19 protein-coding genes are annotated in these 18662 nt (G+C 70.8%); 12 read left to right on the forward strand and 7 right to left on the reverse strand.

Features of this window, described 5'->3' with window-relative positions; all coding sequences use genetic code 11:
- The first annotated feature begins 127 nt into the window (after positions 1 to 127).
- The 4 genes from AOK01_RS14650 (at position 128) to AOK01_RS14660 (ending at position 1562) form a co-directional block, all read left to right on the forward strand.
- Positions 128 to 547, forward strand: a complete 420-nt coding sequence (locus AOK01_RS14650; RefSeq protein ID WP_055511585.1) for a MarR family winged helix-turn-helix transcriptional regulator — start codon at positions 128 to 130, stop codon at positions 545 to 547.
- 21 nt (positions 548 to 568) lie between these two features.
- The gene (locus tag AOK01_RS46140; protein WP_281181356.1) at positions 569 to 691 is read left to right on the forward strand and encodes a hypothetical protein; all 123 of its coding nucleotides are present in this window, start codon (positions 569 to 571) and stop codon (positions 689 to 691) included.
- Complete coding sequence (locus tag AOK01_RS14655) at positions 688 to 1020, forward strand: rhodanese-like domain-containing protein (protein WP_055511587.1); 333 nt, start codon at positions 688 to 690, stop codon at positions 1018 to 1020. The genes AOK01_RS46140 and AOK01_RS14655 overlap by 4 nt, the downstream gene beginning before the upstream one ends.
- Positions 1021 to 1091: 71 nt before the next feature.
- Positions 1092 to 1562: an MSMEG_6728 family protein gene (locus AOK01_RS14660; protein WP_055511589.1), complete on the forward strand. Its 471-nt coding sequence runs from the start codon at positions 1092 to 1094 to the stop codon at positions 1560 to 1562.
- 61 nt (positions 1563 to 1623) lie between these two features.
- Here the strand turns inward: AOK01_RS14660 and AOK01_RS14665 are convergent, their stop codons facing one another.
- The 3 genes from AOK01_RS14665 to AOK01_RS14675 all read right to left on the reverse strand — a co-directional run bounded on the left by AOK01_RS14665 (position 1624) and on the right by AOK01_RS14675 (position 5567).
- Entirely contained in the window at positions 1624 to 2607 is a 984-nt protein-coding gene (locus tag AOK01_RS14665) for a LacI family DNA-binding transcriptional regulator (protein ID WP_055511627.1), read from the reverse strand.
- 213 nt (positions 2608 to 2820) lie between these two features.
- A complete protein-coding gene (locus AOK01_RS14670; RefSeq protein WP_055511591.1) occupies positions 2821 to 3864 on the reverse strand; it encodes an ROK family protein in 1044 nt (347 codons plus the stop codon).
- A complete protein-coding gene (locus tag AOK01_RS14675) occupies positions 3819 to 5567 on the reverse strand; it encodes a class I mannose-6-phosphate isomerase (RefSeq protein WP_382033087.1) in 1749 nt (582 codons plus the stop codon). Before AOK01_RS14675 ends, AOK01_RS14670 begins: the two co-directional genes overlap by 46 nt.
- Positions 5568 to 5864: 297 nt before the next feature.
- Here AOK01_RS14675 and AOK01_RS14680 point away from each other — a divergent pair, with 297 nt between their 5' ends.
- From AOK01_RS14680 to AOK01_RS43540, 6 genes are all read left to right on the forward strand, one after another.
- Positions 5865 to 7178 (forward strand): ABC transporter substrate-binding protein, encoded by a 1314-nt coding sequence (locus tag AOK01_RS14680; RefSeq protein WP_055511593.1) that lies wholly within the window; start codon positions 5865 to 5867, stop codon positions 7176 to 7178.
- A complete protein-coding gene (locus AOK01_RS14685) occupies positions 7175 to 8134 on the forward strand; it encodes a carbohydrate ABC transporter permease (protein WP_055511594.1) in 960 nt (319 codons plus the stop codon). Before AOK01_RS14680 ends, AOK01_RS14685 begins: the two co-directional genes overlap by 4 nt.
- Positions 8135 to 8136: 2 nt before the next feature.
- Positions 8137 to 9012 carry a carbohydrate ABC transporter permease gene (locus tag AOK01_RS14690; RefSeq protein ID WP_079103425.1) on the forward strand — a complete coding sequence of 292 codons (876 nt, stop codon included), beginning with the start codon at positions 8137 to 8139 and terminating at the stop codon, positions 9010 to 9012.
- A 102-nt stretch (positions 9013 to 9114) separates the two neighbouring features.
- The gene (locus tag AOK01_RS14695) at positions 9115 to 10335 is read left to right on the forward strand and encodes a glycoside hydrolase family 76 protein (RefSeq protein WP_245702257.1); all 1221 of its coding nucleotides are present in this window, start codon (positions 9115 to 9117) and stop codon (positions 10333 to 10335) included.
- 58 nt (positions 10336 to 10393) lie between these two features.
- On the forward strand, positions 10394 to 13549 hold the full coding sequence (locus tag AOK01_RS14700; RefSeq protein ID WP_055511596.1) for a glycoside hydrolase family 38 N-terminal domain-containing protein: 3156 nt from the start codon (positions 10394 to 10396) through the stop codon (positions 13547 to 13549).
- Entirely contained in the window at positions 13546 to 13722 is a 177-nt protein-coding gene (locus AOK01_RS43540; protein WP_157871313.1) for a hypothetical protein, read from the forward strand. Before AOK01_RS14700 ends, AOK01_RS43540 begins: the two co-directional genes overlap by 4 nt.
- Here AOK01_RS43540 and AOK01_RS14705 read toward each other — a convergent pair.
- Entirely contained in the window at positions 13710 to 14549 is an 840-nt protein-coding gene (locus tag AOK01_RS14705) for an MBL fold metallo-hydrolase (protein WP_055511598.1), read from the reverse strand. The genes AOK01_RS43540 and AOK01_RS14705 overlap by 13 nt on opposite strands.
- A 120-nt stretch (positions 14550 to 14669) precedes the next feature.
- On the opposite strand from AOK01_RS14705, the gene AOK01_RS14710 reads away from it, so the two are divergent.
- Together AOK01_RS14710 and AOK01_RS14715 are read left to right on the forward strand one after the other, a co-directional pair.
- Entirely contained in the window at positions 14670 to 15263 is a 594-nt protein-coding gene (locus AOK01_RS14710; RefSeq protein ID WP_213862097.1) for a TetR/AcrR family transcriptional regulator, read from the forward strand.
- A gap of 149 nt (positions 15264 to 15412) precedes the next feature.
- On the forward strand, positions 15413 to 16102 hold the full coding sequence (locus tag AOK01_RS14715) for a type 1 glutamine amidotransferase domain-containing protein (protein WP_055511600.1): 690 nt from the start codon (positions 15413 to 15415) through the stop codon (positions 16100 to 16102).
- Between the two features lie 111 nt (positions 16103 to 16213).
- Here AOK01_RS14715 and AOK01_RS14720 read toward each other — a convergent pair whose 3' ends face one another.
- From AOK01_RS14720 to AOK01_RS14730, 3 genes are all read right to left on the reverse strand, one after another.
- A complete protein-coding gene (locus AOK01_RS14720; protein WP_055511602.1) occupies positions 16214 to 17089 on the reverse strand; it encodes a phosphogluconate dehydrogenase C-terminal domain-containing protein in 876 nt (291 codons plus the stop codon).
- Positions 17089 to 17898 (reverse strand): sugar phosphate isomerase/epimerase family protein, encoded by an 810-nt coding sequence (locus tag AOK01_RS14725; protein ID WP_055511604.1) that lies wholly within the window; start codon positions 17896 to 17898, stop codon positions 17089 to 17091. Before AOK01_RS14725 ends, AOK01_RS14720 begins: the two co-directional genes overlap by 1 nt.
- On the reverse strand, positions 17898 to 18662 hold a 765-nt coding region (locus AOK01_RS14730), incomplete at its 5' end, for a triose-phosphate isomerase (protein ID WP_063792798.1). The genes AOK01_RS14725 and AOK01_RS14730, both read right to left, overlap by 1 nt.

Consider the following 18662-nt stretch of genomic DNA (forward strand, 5'->3'; position numbering starts at 1 on the left):
CGGGGCGGGACCAGGCCCCGCGGTGTGCCCGCCTCCCCCACCGGAGGCGGGCACACCGGCGTCCGGGCGGACTCGGCTCCGGCGGCCGGTTTCCTGCACGTGTCCCGCCCGTTGGTAATCTGCCCCTGTGTCCGAGCCGCCTCCCTTCAGCCCCACCGTCACGCTGCTCACGGTGGGCCGGGTGTGGGAGGCCGCGTTCACCGAGGCCCTGAAGCCGCTCGGCCTGACCACCCGCAAGTACGGGCTGCTGGGACACGTCCGCGGCACTCCGGGCATCTCGTTCAGCGAGCTCGCCCGGCGCTCACGCATCACGGTGCAGAGTGCGCACACCGCGGTGGCGGCGTTCGTCAGGGCCGGGCTCGTCGACGACGGGACCGCGCACGCCGGGTCCGCGTCGAGCCTGCGGGTCACGGCCGACGGCGAGTCGCTGCTGGCCCGGGCCGCCGAGGTGGTGGCCCGCCTCGACGTGGAATTCGCCGCGCGGTATCCCGAGCTGACCGAGGCGCTGCGTGCCCAGATGGCGCGGGCGGTCTCGGGAACCGACTGACCTTCAGCTAAACTGAAGGTCATGGAATCCCAGTCGCCGCCTGTCGATGTCGCGGCGGGCATCGTCCGCGTGCTCCGTCGCATCGCCCTCCCGCACGGCATCCTGTCGATCACGCCGCGTCGGCGGGAGGTGTGGAGCGCATGAGCTTTCGGCATTACCTGCGTCGGCCACCGGCCGTCAGCGCCGCCGAGGCGGTCCGCCTCGTCGCGGACGGCGCGCTCGTCGTGGACGTCCGCCGGGACTTCGAGTGGAACCGGACGCACATCCCGGGTGCCGTACACATACCGCTGGAGGAACTGCCCGACCGCTGTCTGGAACTCCCCGACGACCGCCTGCTCATCACCTTCTGCACCGGCGGTATCCGGTCCGCCGGCGCGGCGAACCTCCTGGTGGAGAACGGCTTCGAGGCGGTCAACATGAGCCGCGGCCTCGTCGACTGGCGCGCCGCAGGCGGACCGCTCACCACGCGGTGAACGGTCGCCGCTCAGCTGTGTGAGAAAGGGCCGACTGTCTGAGAAAGGGCCGGCCGCGGTAGGCATTCCGCGTGCAGACCTTTCTCCCGTATTCCGACTTCACGCAGTCCGCCGAGGTCCTGGACCGGGCACGCCTGGGCAAGCAGCGGGTCGAGGCCCTTCAGGTGCTGCGCGGCCTGACCGTGCCCGGCTACGGATGGCGGCACCATCCCGCGGTTCGCATGTGGACCGGCTACGAGGAGGCGCTGGTCCGCTACGGCCTGGACATGTGCGCCATCTGGGTGGCGCAGGGGCGCGCCGACACCTGTGCCACCACGCTCGTGACCGACTTCTCCCAGTACCGTCCCGGCGCCGCCGTACGTGTCCAGGAGCAGCTCGCCCGCGACGGCGAGCTGCCGCCCTGGCTGGGAGATCCCGCTTTCCACCGCAGCCACCGGTCGGCGCTGGTGCGCAAGGCACCGGAGGTCTACGCCCCGTTCTTTCCCGACGTCCCCGACGACCTGCCCTATGTCTGGCCGGCCTCCGACCGGGTCACTTCGTAGGGACGTGGCCCCGGTTCACTGGTGAGTACCGCCGAGCGGTGAGTACCGCGGAAGGGAAGGCTCACCGTGGGTCCGTCCCGTACCGGATGACCTGGGTGGGGACCACGGTGCGTCGTGCGGGCAGCGGGGTGCCGGGACCGGCGTTGATGCGGTCGATGAGCATCTGGCAGGCCCTGCGCCCGATCTCGTCGGCGTCGTAGGACACGATCGTCAGCGGGAGTCCGAGGACGTCCGCGAGGTCGAAGTCGTCGAAACCGGCCAGGGCCACCGGGACGCCGAGGGCGCGGACGGCCCTGATGGCGCCCTGTGTCAGACGGTTGTTGGTGCAGAAGAGAGCGGTCGGGGCGTCAGTCCCGCGCAGCAGGTCGAGGGCGGCACGCTCGGCCGTGGGCACGTCGACCAGTCCGCGGCGCACATGCCGTTCGTCCGGTGCCAGACCGGCCGCCTCGTGGGCAGCCCAGTAGCCGCGGAACCGTTCGGCGCCGGTGTAGAGCGCGGGTGGGTTTCCCAGGAACCCGATCCGCCGGTGGCCGTCCTCGATCAGCCGGCCGGTGGCCTCCTCCGCCCCGTCGAAGTCGTCCACGAGAACGCAGTCGGCGTCCATTCCGGCCGGTGGCCGGGAGGCGAGGACGATCGGCATACCGCGCAGCGCGGCCGGTGCCAGGTGACGGTGACTGCCGCCCGCCGGCACGACGATCATGCCGTCGACCTGACGAGCTGCCAGGTCTTCGACCAATCCCCGCTCCCGGTCGACCTGTTCGGCGGTGTTGCTGAGCAGGACCCGCAGACCGTGTTCGTAGGCCACTTCCTGGACGCCGAGCGCCAGCCGTGAATAGAACGGATTGGCCAGGTTGGTGACGACCAGACCGATCATCCCGCTGCCACCGAGCCGGAGCCGGCGGGCGGTCTCGTTGCGCCGGTAGCCGAGCGCGTCGACGGCGCTCAGCACCCGCTCCCTGGTGGCCTCGCTGACCCGGCTGTCGTCCTTGAGCACCCGGGAGACGGTCATCGCGCTGACCTGGGCGCGGGCGGCGACATCGCGCATCGTCGGCGCTCCGGCGTCGCCGCCCGGTCGGTGCTGCACCAAGGCCGGTCCTTCCTTCGTACCGTTCGTACCGTCAGGGGGTCTTAGCCGTCGGTGGGTTACCGAGCCACGGGCGCGGTCATTCTAATGCCGTGGCGGGCAACGCCTGCCGGTCAAGGAACCGCGTCCGATGCACAGGGGGCCGCGACCCGACCGGGCGTCCTCGCGACGGGGTCACCAGGGCGTTCGGTGGCCCTCCGCCTGCCACAGCGCCCACCGTGCCGCGCCGATCAAGGGTGCGTCGTCCGGCCGTCGGGCCTCACGCAGACCCATCGCGGCCACGACGGCACCCGCACCACCTGCACCACCTGCACCACCCGCAATCGGTCCGACGCCATTGGCCCCCTCCGCCGCGTCGACCCCGTCGGCTCCGTCGGCAAGTCCGGCGCGCAGTGCGGGGCCGATGAGGTCCCAGGACGCGGCCATGGAGCCGCCGACGACCATCACGTCCGCGCGGAACGCGGCGCACCAGGGCGCCAGGGCACGCCCCAGGGTGGTGAAACATCCACGGATCGTCGCCACTGCCCCCGCGTCTCCCCCGCGGGCCAGTGCGGCGATGGCGCCGACGTCCGGGACCTCGGCCCGGTGGTCCAGGCCCGCGGCCTCGGCGTACCGTGCGCGGATCGCCCGCCGTGAGACCACGTCCTCAAGCGGCAGTCCGTCCACGGTGATGCGGTGGGCCCGGCCTTCGGGCGGCACGGTGGGCCCGTCGGTGACGGGGCGCCCGCCGTGGAGGAACGACGATCCGACGCCGGTGCCGAGCGTGACGCACACGGCCCGGTTCCGCCCCGCCGCGGCCCCGCTGCGGTGCTCCCCCACGGCGAAGGCGTCCGCGTCGTTGAGGAAGCTGACGGCGCGCGGGCGCGGCAGCCGTTCGCGCAGTTCCGCCCCGACGTCGACGCCGTGCAGTGACTCGAACTTGCCGATGCCGCGGAACGCGCCGATGCCGGCCGCGTAGTCGAACGGGCCCGGCATCGCGATGCCCCAGCACGCCCCGTCGGGCGCCGCGATGTGCCGGGCGGCCTCGGCGAAGGCGTCAAGGATCTCCGGGGCGCTCGCGTCGGCGCGGACCGGGCCGCGTACGACGGAACCCGCCACCGGCAGGCCCGCCGCGACATCCACCAGGGCCGCGGTCACATGGGTGCCGCCGATCTCCAGCACGGGCACCCGGGTCATGACGGCGTCACCGGCGTCACCGGTGTCACCGGCGTGACCCATGACTTGACGACCTGCACGGGCCGTGTCCCGACGGGGTGGAGGCGGTAACCGCCCACGGCCGCCGGCACGGTGAGGGTCTCCGCGAACGCCAGGTCGTGGCGCCCGCCGTCGGCGGTCTCCACCACCACGCCGTCCCCGGCGGCGACGTTGAGGATGTGGAAGCGGCCCTCGGTGTCGTCGTCGGCGGGACCCGTTCCGTCGAGTACGAAGCGGTGGACGGCGTAGAACATCTCGGGCAGGGCGCCGATGACCTCCTCGCGCCAGCCCGCGCCCTCGCGCAGGGTGCGGGGCCGCTGGACGAGGTCCTCGGCGACCTGGAGGCCGCGCCGCCCGGTGTCGAGGTTGGCGAAGGCGTGCCGGTGCGACAGCGGCCTGGGCGCCCCGGAGGTGGAGCGGCGCAGCCAGTCGTAGAAGCGCAGGGAGTAGAGGTAGGGCGTGGCGCTGATCTCCAGCACGAGGTTGCCCGCGCCGGACGCGTGCGGCGTACCGGCCGGAATCATGAACAGCCGGCCGGGTTCGGCGGGGAACGTCTGGACGTGGTCCTCGACGCGCAGCGGTACGCCGTCCGTCGCGGATGCCTCGACTTCCTTGCGCAGGATGTCCACGTCCGTACTCTGCCGCAGTCCGAGGAAGACCTGGGCTCCGGGTTCGCTCGCCGTGACGTAGTAGGTCTCGTGCTGGGTGTAGGGCCAGCCGAAGGTCTCCCGCATGTACCGCTCCCGCGGATGGCAGTGCAGGGAGAGGTTGCCGCCGCCGACGGTGTCGAGATAGTCGAAGCGGATGGGGAAGGAGGTGCCGTAGCGCTGGTGCACCTCCGTGCCGAGGAACCGTTCGGGATGCAGGACGCACAGGAGCTGGAAGGGCAGTTCCACCTGCGCCTCGGCGCCCTGGCCCACCAGGACGCCCGCCTCGGGGGCGATCAGTTCGTAGCCGAGAGCGGTGTTGCCGTCGCCGGGCTCGAAGCCCAGCTCGTCGGCGGCCCACCGACCGCCCCAGGGGGTGGAGTTGAAGTACGGGCGGGTGCGCACGGGCTGCCCGGCGAGGGCGGCGAGGGTGGCGCGGACCGCCGTACCGTCGAGGGAGGCGGGGGCCCCCGGGTCCTGTACGTCGATCCACCGGTCGAGCCGGGGGGCGAGCGCGTCGCGGTGGCGGTCGGTGACGGGCCAGTCGGTGTAGAAGAGGCTGCGCAGTTCGCCCGGCGTCCGCGGGCGGCCGAGGTTGACGCCCAGGGGCAGTGTCCCGGCGGTGACGGCGCTCTCGGCGTACCGTTTCGGCAGGTCGGCCCACCAGATCAGGTCGGGCGAGCAGAGGGCGGCGCCGGGGCCGAAGACCAGCAGGACACCGGTCGCCGGCCGGGTGACGGAGAGCCGGCCGTCGAAGAGGTCGCCCATCTCGAACTCGGCGAGCGGCAGGAAGAACGCGTCGGCGTCCGCGTCGGGCACGCACAACCGGTCCACGGCCGCGGGCGACCAGCGCTCTCGCACATCGACCGTGGCGACCTCGGTGGACCGCGCGCGCAGTGCCCCGGCGATTGCACGGGCGGCCTCGTGCCAGTCCAGGGCCGCCGGTCCGTCCACGGCGAGCACGGTCGGCCCGGCGGGCAGGGTCGCGACCGCGGCGTCCCACCCGGTGACCACGGCGCCGCCGGTGGCCGGGTAGCGGGGGTTGCGTTCGTAGGGGCGTGGCTCTGAAAGCACAGGCACAGGTACTCCTGAGGAGGTGGGCGGGCGGCGGCAGAAGGAATGGTAACGATAACTTTCAGGGCGAACAAGGTCGGCGTCCCACCGCGGGACGCGCACGACACATAACCGCTGCTGGGAGTGGAGACCGGACGAGTCCTCGGTGCGAAGTCTTGTTTAAGGCTCATGGTGTCGTTAACATCCTGGCAATCCGAACCGCCGATGCCGTGCGGTACGGCGAGATCTCTCGGAGGGGCACGCCCCTCACCCACCACACCCCAGAGCCAGGGATCCCTGCCGGGATCCAAGGGAAGGGAACCCATGAGATCAACCGGCGGGGCGACACAGCGGTCGCCCCACTCGCTCGGCCGCCGCAGCGTCCTGGCGGGCATCGGAGCGGGGGCCGCGGCAGTGCTGGCCGGCTGTGCCCGGGGAGACAGCACCGCGGTGCAACCCGGCACCACCTCGCTCGCCAACGACAACGCCACCTGGGACCAGGGCTATGTCGCGGCCGGGCGCGAACTGAAGAAACTCACCGGCTACGCGCTGCGCCCGCTGTCCAACCCGAACCCCACGTCGTACCGGCAGGTCACGCAGATCTCGCTCCAGACGACCAAGGCCACCGACATGATCAAGTGGGCCTCGGGCTACTTCCTCAAGTCGCTGGCGCGCACGGGAGAGCTCAGCGACCTCTCCTCGATATGGGACGCCTACGAACGCAAGGGCTGGGTCACCTCGCCGGCCCGTGACGCGATGTCCTACCGCGGCTCCGTGTACGGGATTCCGCTCTACGAGTCGTACTACGTGCTGTTCTACAACAAGGCGGTCTTCCGCAAGCACGGCCTGCGGGCGCCCGGCACCTGGGAGGAGCTCCTGCACAACGCCGAGGTGCTGAAGAAGGCGGGCGTCGTCCCGTTCGTCGCCACCCAGACCGGCAACTGGCCCGCGTACGAGTGGTTCCAGGAGCTCGTCAGCAAGGTGGACCCCGCGTTCTACACGAAGCTGATCAGCGGGAAGGCGAGCTACACCGACGAGCAGGCGAAGCAGGCCCTGCAGATCTGGCAGGACTTCATGCGCAAGGGCTGGATGACGGCGGCGGACTTCGACCAGAACAACGGTCCTGCCGCACTCAAGTCCGGACGGGTCGGCATGTTCCTGCACGGTTCCTGGCAGTCCCAGGGCATCGCCGCCACCGGCATGAAGCCGGGCGTCGACTTCGACGCGTTCGTCATGCCGCCCGTCGACTCCTCCACGCCCCGCTCCGTCATCACCGAGTCCGGGGTGCTCGCCGTGCCGCGCAAGGCCGTCTCGCACGAGGCGGCCATGGCCAACGCGGCGAACTGGCTGAACCCGAAGGTCCAGAAGGTGTGGACCGACTTCCTCCAGGACTCCTCGGCCAATCCGCTCTCGCGTCCGGGCAACCCGGTGATCGCCGGTCTCAAGGACCGGGCGCTGCGGGAGCACTGGACCCTGCTGCCCCGCTACGGCGAATCGGGCCCGCCCAACCTCATCCAGGGAAACACCGACGACCTGGGGAGCTTCATGACCGGGGCCTCCTCCCCCGACGCCACCCTGCGCAGCATGGCCGGGCGGGCGACGAAGGAGTGGGCCGCGTGGGAGAGGGACGAGTCATGAGTTCTTCCGTCGACCAGCGGCGGCCCTCGCTCCCCGGGCCGCATACGCCGCCGGGGACCGACCCGGCGGGCTCCGAGCCCGTACGCCGGTTCCCGCGCCGCGTACGGGACAAGGTGGCCGGGGCCGGTTTCCTGGCTCCCGCCGTGCTCCTGGTGGGCGCGCTGCTCCTCGTCCCGTTCGCCACCACCGTCTACCGGAGCTTCTTCGACGACCGGCGCGTCTCGGGATTCGCCGGTTTCGACAACTACACCCTCTTCCTCAACGATCCGGTGCTGACCCGGTCGATCCAGAACACCCTGATGTGGGTGGTCGGAACGGTCGTGCTGCCGCTCGTGCTGGGGCTCGCCATCGCCGTGCTGACGGACGGCGCCCGCTGGTCCCGGGCGGCGCGGATGGTCGTCGTCCTGCCGTACGCCCTGTCCGGTTCGGCCGTCGCGGTGGTGTGGAACTTCATCCTCAACACCGACGGCGCCGCGAACCAGGCCCTCAAGGCGTTCGGCCTGGATTCGTTCGCCCGGGGATGGCTGCTGGAGTGGCCGGGCAACACGCTGGTGATGATCCTCGCCAACACCTGGCAGTCGGCGGGCGTCGCGGTGATCCTCTTCCTGGTCGGCCTCCAGACCATCCCGCGCGAGACCATCGAGGCGGCCTCCCTCGACGGAGCCGCGGGGTGGCGGCAGTTCTGGTACGTCGTACTGCCCCAGCTGCGTACCGTCTCCGTCATCGTCGTCGGCACCAGCCTGGTCAACGGGCTGAAGTCCTTCGACCTGATCTGGGTGCTCACCCAGGGCGGGCCCGGCCGGCAGTCCGAGACGCTCGCGGTCTCCATGTACCAGGAGACGTTCCTCGCCCTGCATCCGGGAGCGGGCGCGGCGGTCGCGGTCGTCCTCACCGCGATCGTGCTGATCGCCTCGTGGCTGTATCTGCGGCGCCAGCTGACCCCGAAAGGCGACTGATCATGTCAACCACCCGCGCAACACCGGGCCGCGCGACGCCGGGGCGTGCCCCGCGCAGGCGGCTCACACCGGGCCGGATCGCCCGCAACACGACCCTGGTGGTCATCTCCCTGATCTGGGCCCTGCCCACCTGGCTGCTGCTGGTCAACGCCCTGGTCCCGGCCGCCGACTACGGCGGCACACCCCACTGGTGGCCGCAGGGCTTCGGCCTCTTCGACAACATGTCGCAGGCCTGGACGAAGGCGGATCTCGGCCCCTCGATGGGCAACAGCCTGCTCTACGCCGTCACCAGTGCCGCCGCCGCCATCGTCGTGGCCACCACCGCCGCGTTCGCGACCGTCATCATGCCGGTCAGGCACAAGGCCCTGTGGTTCTGGCTGATCTACTCGGGGACGCTGCTGCCACTCCAGGTCTTCCTTCGGCCGCTGTTCCTCGCCTACGCCGACACCGGGCTCTACGACGCCCAGTTCGGGCTGTTCCTCGTGTACGTGGCGATCGCCATCCCGTTCGCCTACTTCATCATGCGCAACTTCGCGCTCACGCTGGCACCGGAGATCATCGAGGCGGCCCGGATCGACGGCGCGTCGTGGTGGCGGGTGTTCTGGCAGATCCATGTGCCGCTGTCCAGGTCCGCGATGGTGGCCGCCTTCGTCTTCCAGTTCGTCTCCGTCTGGAACGACCTGCTGTTCGGCATCACCCTCTCCACCAGCAAGAACATCCGCCCGGTGATGGCCGCGCTGGCCGAGCTCCAGGGCAACTACTCCAATGTCGGGCCGCCCGTGGTGCTCGGCGGCGCGCTGCTGGTGTCGCTGCCGACCGTCGTCCTGTTCTTCTCCGCGCAGCGGTTCTTCGTCAGCAGCCTCAAGCTGCACGGTTGAGCCGTGTTGAGCCGTGCTGAGCCGTGTCGAGCCGTGTTCCGGCCGCCCGTCAGTATTCCGGCCGCCCATCGGCGTTCCACCTTCCCCGAAAGGCAGACCATCTTGAAGACGACAGCACGCGTCGCCCTGGCGCTCGCGGTCCTCTGCGGAGCGCTGGGCACGAGCCCCGCCGCGGCGGCCGGCTCCGACCGCGCCGCTCAGGGCTCCGACCGCGGGGCTTCGGCCTCGGCCCGTGGAGCTTCGGCCTCTGACTGGGCGCGCCGCGCCGAGGTCACCTACGGGTCGTTGCAGCAGCATCTCTACCAGGGCCCGCAGGAACACGGCCTGTACCTGGAGAAGACACCGCGCAAGGAGGGCGAGAACCCGCACTCCTATCTCTGGCCGCTGCGCGAGGCAGCCGCCGCCACCGTCGGCATGGCCGGACTGCCGGGTGTGAGCGCCCGCTACCACCGCGATGCCGCCGAGCGCTTCACGACGCTGCGGCTGTACTTCAACCCCCGTGACGGCAGGCCCGGATACGACTCCTACCTGCCTGCCCCGCTCGGTGCGGGCGGCGACGTCTTCTACGACGACAACGCCGTCGTCGGGCTGTCCTTCCTCGACCAGTACCGGGCGACCGGCAAGCAGGTCTACCTCGACCGGGCGGTGGAGACCTATGGCGTCGTCGGCCGGGGCTGGGACGACGATCCCGCCAAGCCGTGCCCCGGCGGCATGAACTGGGTCGACTCCCCGAACAACACCATGCGCGCCGCCAACGTGACAGGGCTGGCCGCCGAACTGGCCGCCGAGCTCTACGCCATCGAGCACGACGACCGGTTCCTCGCGAGCGCCAAGAAATGGTACGAGTGGAACTGGTCCTGCCTGCGCCGGTCGCCGGGCCTGTACGACAACAGCCGCGACGACGACGGCACCGTGAACACCACCCTGTGGACGTACAACTCCGGCGCGATGATCGGCACCGCGACCACGCTCTACCGCGCGACCGGTGACCGGAGCTACCTGGACCGGGCCGTCGCGGACGCCGACGGCTCGCTCGCGTACTGGAAGCAGGGCGAACGGCTGCACGACCAGCCGGCGATCTTCAACGCCATCTACTTCGACAATCTGCGGCTGTTGAACGAGGTGCGCCCCGACAGCACTTACCGGACGACCGCCGCCACGTACGCCGAGCGGACCTGGAAGGAGAACCGGACACCGTCCGACGGGCTGTTCCGCTTCCAGCCCTCCGGCGGCGGTGACCACGACCCGGCCGCACAGGCCGAGACACTCGAACAGTCCGCGATGGTGCAGATCTTCGCCGGTCTCGCCACCGATCGCACCTGAGCCCTTCCACGCCCGCAGCAGCACGCCCCGGCACCGCACACGAGTGGAGACCTCTCCCATGCCCCGCCCCGCACTTGCCCGTCCCTCCTGGTGGGACTCGAACATGGCCCGTGACATTCTGCGCGAGCGGGGGGTGTCCGCCGAGGGGGTTCTCGGCGGACACCGGTTCAGGTTCTCCTGCGAACCGCTGCTGCGCCACGACGGCGGCGGCGGGCTGCTCCAGTCCGTGCGCGTGACGGCGGACCGGCCGGTCACCCGTGCCCGCGTCACCACCGTCACCGGTGGCGCCCTGCGCTGCGACGTCGTTCCCGGCCCCGGCGGCACCACCCGGCTGCTCGTGCCGGAGGTGGACGCGCCCACCCCGGTCCTGGTCGAACTGCCCGAACTGGCCGACGCCCACAGCGTCGAGGTGCTGCTGACCCCGCAGCGCCACTGGACACTCCACCTGGTCCAGCACGCCCACCTGGACATCGGCTACACCGACCCGCAGGGCACCGTGCTCGCCGAGGGACGCACGTACCTCGACTCCCTGCTCGAACTGTGCCGCACCACGGACGACTGGCCCGACGAGTCGAAGTTCCGCTGGGCGGTCGAGGGATTCTTCAGCTACGAGAACTGGTCGCACAACCGGCCGGAGCGGCAGGTCGCGGCGTTCCTGGAGCGGGTGCGCGAAGGGCGCATCGAGCTGACCGCGATGCCCTTCAACCTGCACACCGAGACCTGCTCCACCGACGAGCTGCACGAACTGCTGCGCCCGATACGGGAGTTGCGCAAGCGGCACGGCATCGACATCACCACGGCCATGCAGACGGACGTACCGGGTCAGGTCGTCGGGCTGCCCGACGTCCTCGCCGACAGCGGCATCCGCTATCTGTCGGTCGCCCACAACTGGGCGGGACGCGCGGTGCCGCACCACGTCGGCGGCCAGGACCTGCCGCGCCTGTTCCGCTGGCGGGCGCCGAGCGGGCGCGACGTGCTGGTGTGGCGCACCGACACCCCGCACGGCCTCGCCTACATGGAGGGCTCGATCATCGGTTTCGACGAATCCTTCGACCGGGTCGACGACCTGCTGCCGAACTACCTCTCGGCGCTGACGAACCATCAGTACCCGCACGAGGGCCGCGGCATCCCCGGATTCCCCGTCCTGAACGAGGAGTTCAAGGGCGACCCGTACCCGTGGGACTTCCTCCACCTGCGGGTCCTGGGCAAGTTCGCGGACAACGGACCGCCGCGCCGCATCATCGCGGACACCGTGCGCCGGTGGAACGAGGAGTGGGCCTTCCCCGTCCTGCGCACCTCGCGCAACGAGGACTTCTTCGCCGACGCCGAGGAACGGCTCGGCGACCGGATCGAGACGTACGAGGGCGACTGGACGGACTGGTGGGTCGACGGTGTCGGTGCGGGCGCCGTGCCGCTGGCCGCCACCCGGGACGGGCAGGCCGCGCTCGCCGACGCGGGGACCCTCGCGGGATACGCGCAGGTGTTGGGGGCGCCGGACGCGGCCCGCATCACCCGGGCGGCGCCCGAGGTGTACCGCGCCGCCTCGCTGTTCAACGAGCACACGTGGGGAGCCGGCGACCCCTGGACGCATGGCGACCACGGCCACGGTTCGGGGGAACGGCAGTGGCACTGGAAGTACTCCCAGGCCCTGCTCGCCCACGACGGCGCGCACACCCTGCTGGACGCCGCGGGCGCGGCGCTGGGTGAGCGCCTGGCTCCGCGCGAGGGGTCGCTCGCCGGCTACTACGTCGTCAACACCTGCAGTTGGGAGCGTTCCGAGACGGTCCGGCTGTTCCTCCCGGAGAGCACCGTGCCGCTCGCCGAACCGGTGCGGGTCGTCGACTCCCGCGACGGCACCCCCCTTGACGTGGCGGAGGAGGCGCAGAGCAACGAACTCCACCGGGCGGCGGGGCGGTTCCTGCTGTTCCGGCTGGCGGGCGTGCCGGCCCACGGGGCGGTACGGGTGGACATCGAGCCCGCGCCGCCCCGCGCCGCGACTGGTGACGCCCCGGCCGATGCTTCGGCCGGCGCCGCCACGCTGCTGGAGAACGAGTTCCTGCGCGTCCACGTCGACCTGGCGTCCGCATGCATCGACTCCGTCGTCGACAAACGGACGGGGCGCGAGCTGGTCCGGCAGGACGCGACGGTCGGCTTCAACGGATATCTGTACGACGAGTACGCCACGGCCGGCGGGTTCAACCACCAGTCGAGCAAGACCACCGCCGACGATTCGATGCACCTGCTGGCCACCCGCAGGACGGCTCCCCCGGCGGCCCTGGTGGAACGGACCTCGGACGCGACCGGCGAGACGCTGGTCTACGAGTGCGCGGCGCCGGGCACCCGTCGGCTACGGGTCAGGGTCCATCTGCCGCGCGCCAGTGCGCGGATCGACCTGGAGAACCGGATCGACAAGGCCGCGACCCTGACGAAGGAGAGCGCGTTCTTCGCCTTCCCGTTCGCGATGCGGTCCCCGGTCGTCCGGATGGAGGCGACCGGCGGGGTCACCGGGACGGGGCTGCCCTCGGTACCGGGGTCCGCCCGGCACATGCGCGCGGTACGCCGTTGGGTCGGCCTCCAGGAGGACGGGGCGTGCGCGGCGCTGGCCACCCAGGACGCACCGCTGATCCAGGTGGGCGGTGTGGCGATCCCCTACGTGCCGTATCCGCAGTCACTGGCCCAGGAGGAACCGGGGACGGTGTTCTCGTGGGTCCACAACAACATCTGGGACACCAACTTCCCCTCGGAGCAGGCGTTCGACCATGTCTTTCGCTACAGCGTCGGCTGGGAGGAGGCGCCGCCCCACGGCGGTGCGGCCTCGGGTGGTGCGGTGCTCGGCGGCGCAGTACTCGGTATGCGTACCGCCGCCGTGGGCAGCCGGCCTCTCGCGGCGGTACGGGCCCGGCGGGCGGCCGAGCCCAGCCCTGTGTCCTCGTACGCGCTGCTGGCACTCGACGACCCCCATGTGCGGGTGGTCGGTCTGACCGTGCCCGAGCCCGGGCACCTGCTGGTGCGGTTGCAGTCCTTCGCCGAGGACCCGGTCACCTGCCGGCTCACCCCGGGGTTCCCCGTCACCGGCGCGGCGTCCGCCGACTATCTCGGCGCGACGGGTGCCGAGTTGCCGGTCGGTGCCGACGGCTCCGTGCCGGTCCCGGTTCCCCGGCTCGGCACCACGGCGGTGTCGCTGACCTGGGCAGGCCCGCCGGACCAGGAATGACTGCCGTAGCCTCGGGGAGATCACTTCTTCCGGACCGCGCGGTGGGCGGGGCGCCGGACCAGGACCGGGATCGGAGTCGGGGTCGGGTCCAGGCGCTGCGGATCGGCCTGGTCTCGCTCGACACCGCCGGGGCGACGGCCCGCTTCGACTACGTACGCACCTACGCGAGCTGATCCGGATCGTGGTCCGCGTGGTGGTGCGCGGGGAGTTGCACGGTCTCCCCGTCGGCCACCAGGTGCGCCACGATGCCCCTCTCCCCGGCGGCGCGGCCGAAGCGTTCGGCGATGTCGGACTGTTCGACGTAGGCGGGAGGGTTGTTGAAGAGTTCGTAGTGGATCGCGCAGGCCGCGGTGGCGTTGAGAGCCGCCGCGGCCTCCACCGCCTGTTCGGGTGTCATCGTGACGGGCACGTTGGCCTCGTAACCCTCGAATCTGGCGACGACACCGTTGACGGGAAGGAACGCGACGTCGAACGGGCCGTGGTCGCGGGCGATCTGCCACCAGTTGCCGTGCCACATGGTGTCCCCGCAGTGGATGATCCGCGCCCCGGCGCCCTCCACGATCCAGGCGACCTGGTCGCAGTCGCTGCCTCGCCAGTCCAGCGAGGCGACGGGGGTGACTGTCAGCGGGCCGATACGACGTGGCTGTCCCAGTTCCTGCGCCTCGGCCGCTATGCCGTCCGCCGCCAGCGTCGACGCGGTGGGAGCGTGGCAGCCGACGGTGCCGGAGCCGGCCAGGCGCGCGATCAGTTCGCGGTCGTAGTGGTCGGGGTGCACATGGGTGATCAGGGCATGCGTGCCGGCCGGCGCGTCGACGGGAGGAAGTGGCCGCCGCGGCCGTCCCATGACCGGTTCCAGCGGACCGGTGTTTTCGAGCGGGTCGATCAGCAGGGTCACCCCGCCCAGCCGGATCTCGACGCCCGCCCAGCCGAGGCGCCGCAGGCGCAGTGTGTCAGCGGTGGCACGTCCGAGGGGGCCGGATGCACCGGTGATGCCGATCATGATCTCCGCACCAATCTGTAGTCGTCGCAGTTGCGATTTGAACTGTAGTCATGACGATTACAGAAGAGCAATGCCGACGCGGATAGACGACCGGTCTAATCATGAGCTATGATTACGGACATGCCAATCACCGCACGTACCGGCGACACCCGCCGGAGCATCCTCGACACCGCCCAGCGGATCATTGCCCACAAGGGCTACTCCGCGGTCGGCATCAATGAGGTACTCGCGGAGGCCGGTGTACCAAAGGGCTCCTTCTACCACTACTTCCCGTCGAAGGACGCCTTCGGTGAAGCACTGCTGCGGAGCTACTTCGAGGAGTACGTCGCCGACATGGATCGCATACTCGCACGGTCCGGCCAGTCGGCCGCCGAGCAGCTGACGACCTACTGGCAGCAGTGGCGGGAGACGCAGAGCGTCGACGACTGCCAGGGCAAGTGCCTGGCGGTCAAGCTCGGTGCCGAGGTCTCCGACCTGTCGGAGCCGATGCGACTGGTCCTCAAGGAAGGCACGGACGCGATCGTCGACCGCCTGGAGCGGATGATCACCGGCGGCCTTCAGGACGGGTCGGTGGCGATCGACGGAGACCCCCGCGGAACAGCGCAGGTCCTCTACCAGATGTGGCTCGGCGCGAGCATCATGGCCAAGATCCACCGCAGCCTCGCGCCGCTCGACTCCACCACGGCGATGACCCGCCAGATCCTGCACCTCTGACGGCCCGCGTTTCACCTACGACGACCGGGAGTCGCGGGCAGTTTTTTGCCCAACTCTAGACGACCGGTCTACTCACCTCTACCGCTCGCACTCGCACTCGCACTCGCACTCACACTCACACTCACACTCACACTCACCAGGAGACAGACATGAAGGTCCTGATCGTTCTCACCTCTCACGACGAGCTGGGCGACACCGGCCGTAAGACCGGATTCTGGCTGGAGGAGCTGGCTGCTCCCTACTACCGCTTCAAGGAGGCCGGCTGGGAGGTGGCACTCGCCTCTCCCAAGGGAGGCCGTCCGCCCCTGGACCCGAAGAGCAACGAGCCCGGTTTCCAGACCGAACAGACCCGCCGGTTCGAGGCCGACGCGGAGGCGACCGCGGCGCTGTCGAACACCGTGCGCCTGGACTCGGTCTCGGCCGACGACTTCGACACGGTCTTCTACCCCGGCGGCCACGGCCCGCTGTGGGATCTGGCCGAGGACGCGCATTCCGCGCGGCTGATCGAGACAACGCTGCGCTCCGGCAAGCCGCTCGCGGTGGTCTGCCACGCTCCCGGCGTCCTGCGCCACACGGTCAACGAGGACGGCACCCCGCTGGTGCAGGGCAAGAGGGTCACCGGCTTCGCCAACTCCGAGGAGGAGGCGGTCGCGCTCACCGAGATCGTCCCCTTCCTCGTCGAGGACGAGCTGAAGCGCCTGGGCGGCGTCTACTCCAAGATCGGCGACTGGGAGCCCTACGTCGTGCAGGACGGCCTTCTGATCACCGGGCAGAACCCGGCGTCCTCGGGCCCGGCAGCCGACGCACTCGTCGAGCTGGCCGACAAGATCGGCGCCTGAACGCGTACGCCGTCAGGTCCAGGTAGCCAGGCAGCACTGATGCCGGTGCCGACCCCCGGAACGGGCGGCACCGGCACCGGCACGAGCAACGGCATCGGTGATGCCGTCGGATCAGCGCTTGATCTCCTTGATCTTCAGCATGCGCGTGATGACCTTGTCGAGCTCGTCGTCCTCGAAGACCTTCTTCCAGTCGTCGCGCACGATGGACTCGCGGCCGTAGTCCATGGCGATCAGGCAGGCGTCCGAGAACGGGTTGGAGCCCTTGAGGGTGTTCGCCAGGGCGACCTGGGTGTGGCCCAGGAGCATCGCGCGGGCCGCCTTCTCCGGGACGCCGACCGTGTGCACCGTCTCGTGCAGCGCCTCGGTCAGGAGGGCGCCGACCATGCAGGCGATCGTCTCGACGAGGGTCGGCTCCAGGACGGCGAGCTGCTTGACGGTGACCCAGTGGACGTCGACCACGGGGGCGTACATCACGCGGATGACCGAGTCGGCCAGCTCCTGCTTGGCGCTGTCGCCGCCCTCGTACGCGGCGACCACCTCCTGCGGGGCGGCGATGCCACCGAAGGTGTCCTGCCACTCCTCCTCGGTGGTGCGCTCCAGGAACACCGACGGGTGGCAGGGGTGGGCACACGCGTAGTGGATGTCGTCCCGGCTGAACAGCAGGCCCGCGTACGCGGCGGCCGGGTCGAGGGTGAGGACGACGGTGCCCGGCTTCATGAGGGGCACGAGCTGCTCGGAGACCGTTCCGAGGACGACGTCCGGCACGGCGAGGATGACGACATCCGCCTCGGCGACCGCGTCGGTGGACTCGGTCAGCTCCCGGCCCAGGCCGCGGATCAGCTCCTGGCCCTTGGGCGAGGCCTCGCTGAAGAGGACCCGGAAGTCGCTCTCGACCAGGTTGTTGGAGACACGCTGGCCCATCTTGCCTGCGGCCCCGATGACGGCGACGGTCCTGACGTCGGCCTGGGTCTGGATCTCGGTGGCCATTACTCGCTCCTCAGAAGGGTGTTGATGCTGTGCTGCGTCCACTGGTGTTCGAGCCGGGCGGTGGCGTCGAAGCCCTCGTCCTGCCACGGGAGCCAGTGCTCCACGATCTGGTTGATGCCGTCCGCGTCCGGCCGGGCGGCGTGCACGGCGGCGATCATCGCGTCGTAGTCCAGGAGTCCCTCGCCCAGGGGGCAGCCGGCGTAGGTGAAGCCGACCCAGCCGTCCCGGCGGGTGAAGGCGAAGTCCTTGACGTGGATGTTGACCACGTGCGGCGCGGTGGCGGCGACCACGTCCACCGGGCGTTCCAGGCGGGCGACGCTGTTGCCCGGGTCCAGGACGACGCCGAGCCGCTCGCTGTCGACCCCGCGTACGACAGCCAGCAAATCGTCGGTCGACACCTGCTCGTAGGTCTCCAGGCCCAGGGTCACCCCGGCGTCCTCGTAGCGGGACACCGACTCCTTGAGCAGCGACACGGCCTCGGCGGTGTCCGGCCGGTGGTCCGCGGTGTTGAGCATGGAGCGGACCAGGGTGACGTCCAACTGCCGTGCCAAATCGAGGTACTTGAGCAGATGGGAGGTACGCACGCCGCGGGTGCCGAGTTCCAGGGTCAGGCCCAGGTCGGCGGCGGTGGCCCGCACGTCCGCCAACTGCGCGGCGTCGTACGACTCGACGGGTGCGTAGTCGCAGATCTGGAAGACCCGGCCGCCCAGTTCGGCGGTGTCGCGCAGCATCTCGGCGAGGGTCATCGGCCGGGGTGCCCGGTCGGAGATCCGCCAGAAGTACGCGTACGTGCTGATTCCGTGGGCCATCACGCCACCGCCGCGCCGGTCGGGGTGCGGATCTCGTCGAGTACGGCCCGTACGTTCTCCGGGTCGTGGGCGAAGCGGCCGAGGAAGAGGCCGTCCGCGGTTCCCCCGAGGCGGCTGAGCAGGCCGGGGCCCGCGCTGCCGCCGTAGATGACCTGCGAACCCGCGTGCTGCGAACGGGAGTCGAGCCAGTTCCGCAGGGCCGTGCACACGGCGGCGATGTGCTCGGCCGAGGCCGGTTCCGGCGCTCCGATGGCCCACTGGGGCTCGTAGGCGAGGACGACGGTGCCGTCCAGTCCGGTCAGCAGGCGGGCGGCCTCGGCGACCGTGCGCTCGGCGGCTTCCTGTGGTGTTCCCCGGTCGCGTTCGCCGACGCAGAGGACGGGGGTGAGGCCGCTGCGCAGGGCGGCGGCCGTCTTGGCGGCGACGACCGTGTCGCCCTCGCCGTACAGGCGGCGGCGTTCGGCGTGGCCGACCTCGGCGTAGCGGCAGCCGATCTCCTTGAGGAGGGGGCCGCCGACCTCGCCGGTGTACGGGCCGGTGTCCTCGGTGGCGATGTCCTGGGCGCCGAGGGCGATGCCGTACGGCGCGAGGATGCCGGCGGCGGGGATCAGGGTCGGGAAGGCCGGCAGGACGAAGAGGCGGGCCTCGCCGGAGGTCACGGCGGGGTGCTCGGCGGCGAGAGTGGCAATCTTCCGCGCCCAGTTGAGGGTCTGGTGGTGGCCGAAGTACATCTTCAGGCTCACCCCCAGGAGGAGGGGCGGGCG

Source organism: Streptomyces aurantiacus, from assembly GCF_001418335.1.
GTDB lineage: Bacteria > Actinomycetota > Actinomycetes > Streptomycetales > Streptomycetaceae > Streptomyces > Streptomyces aurantiacus.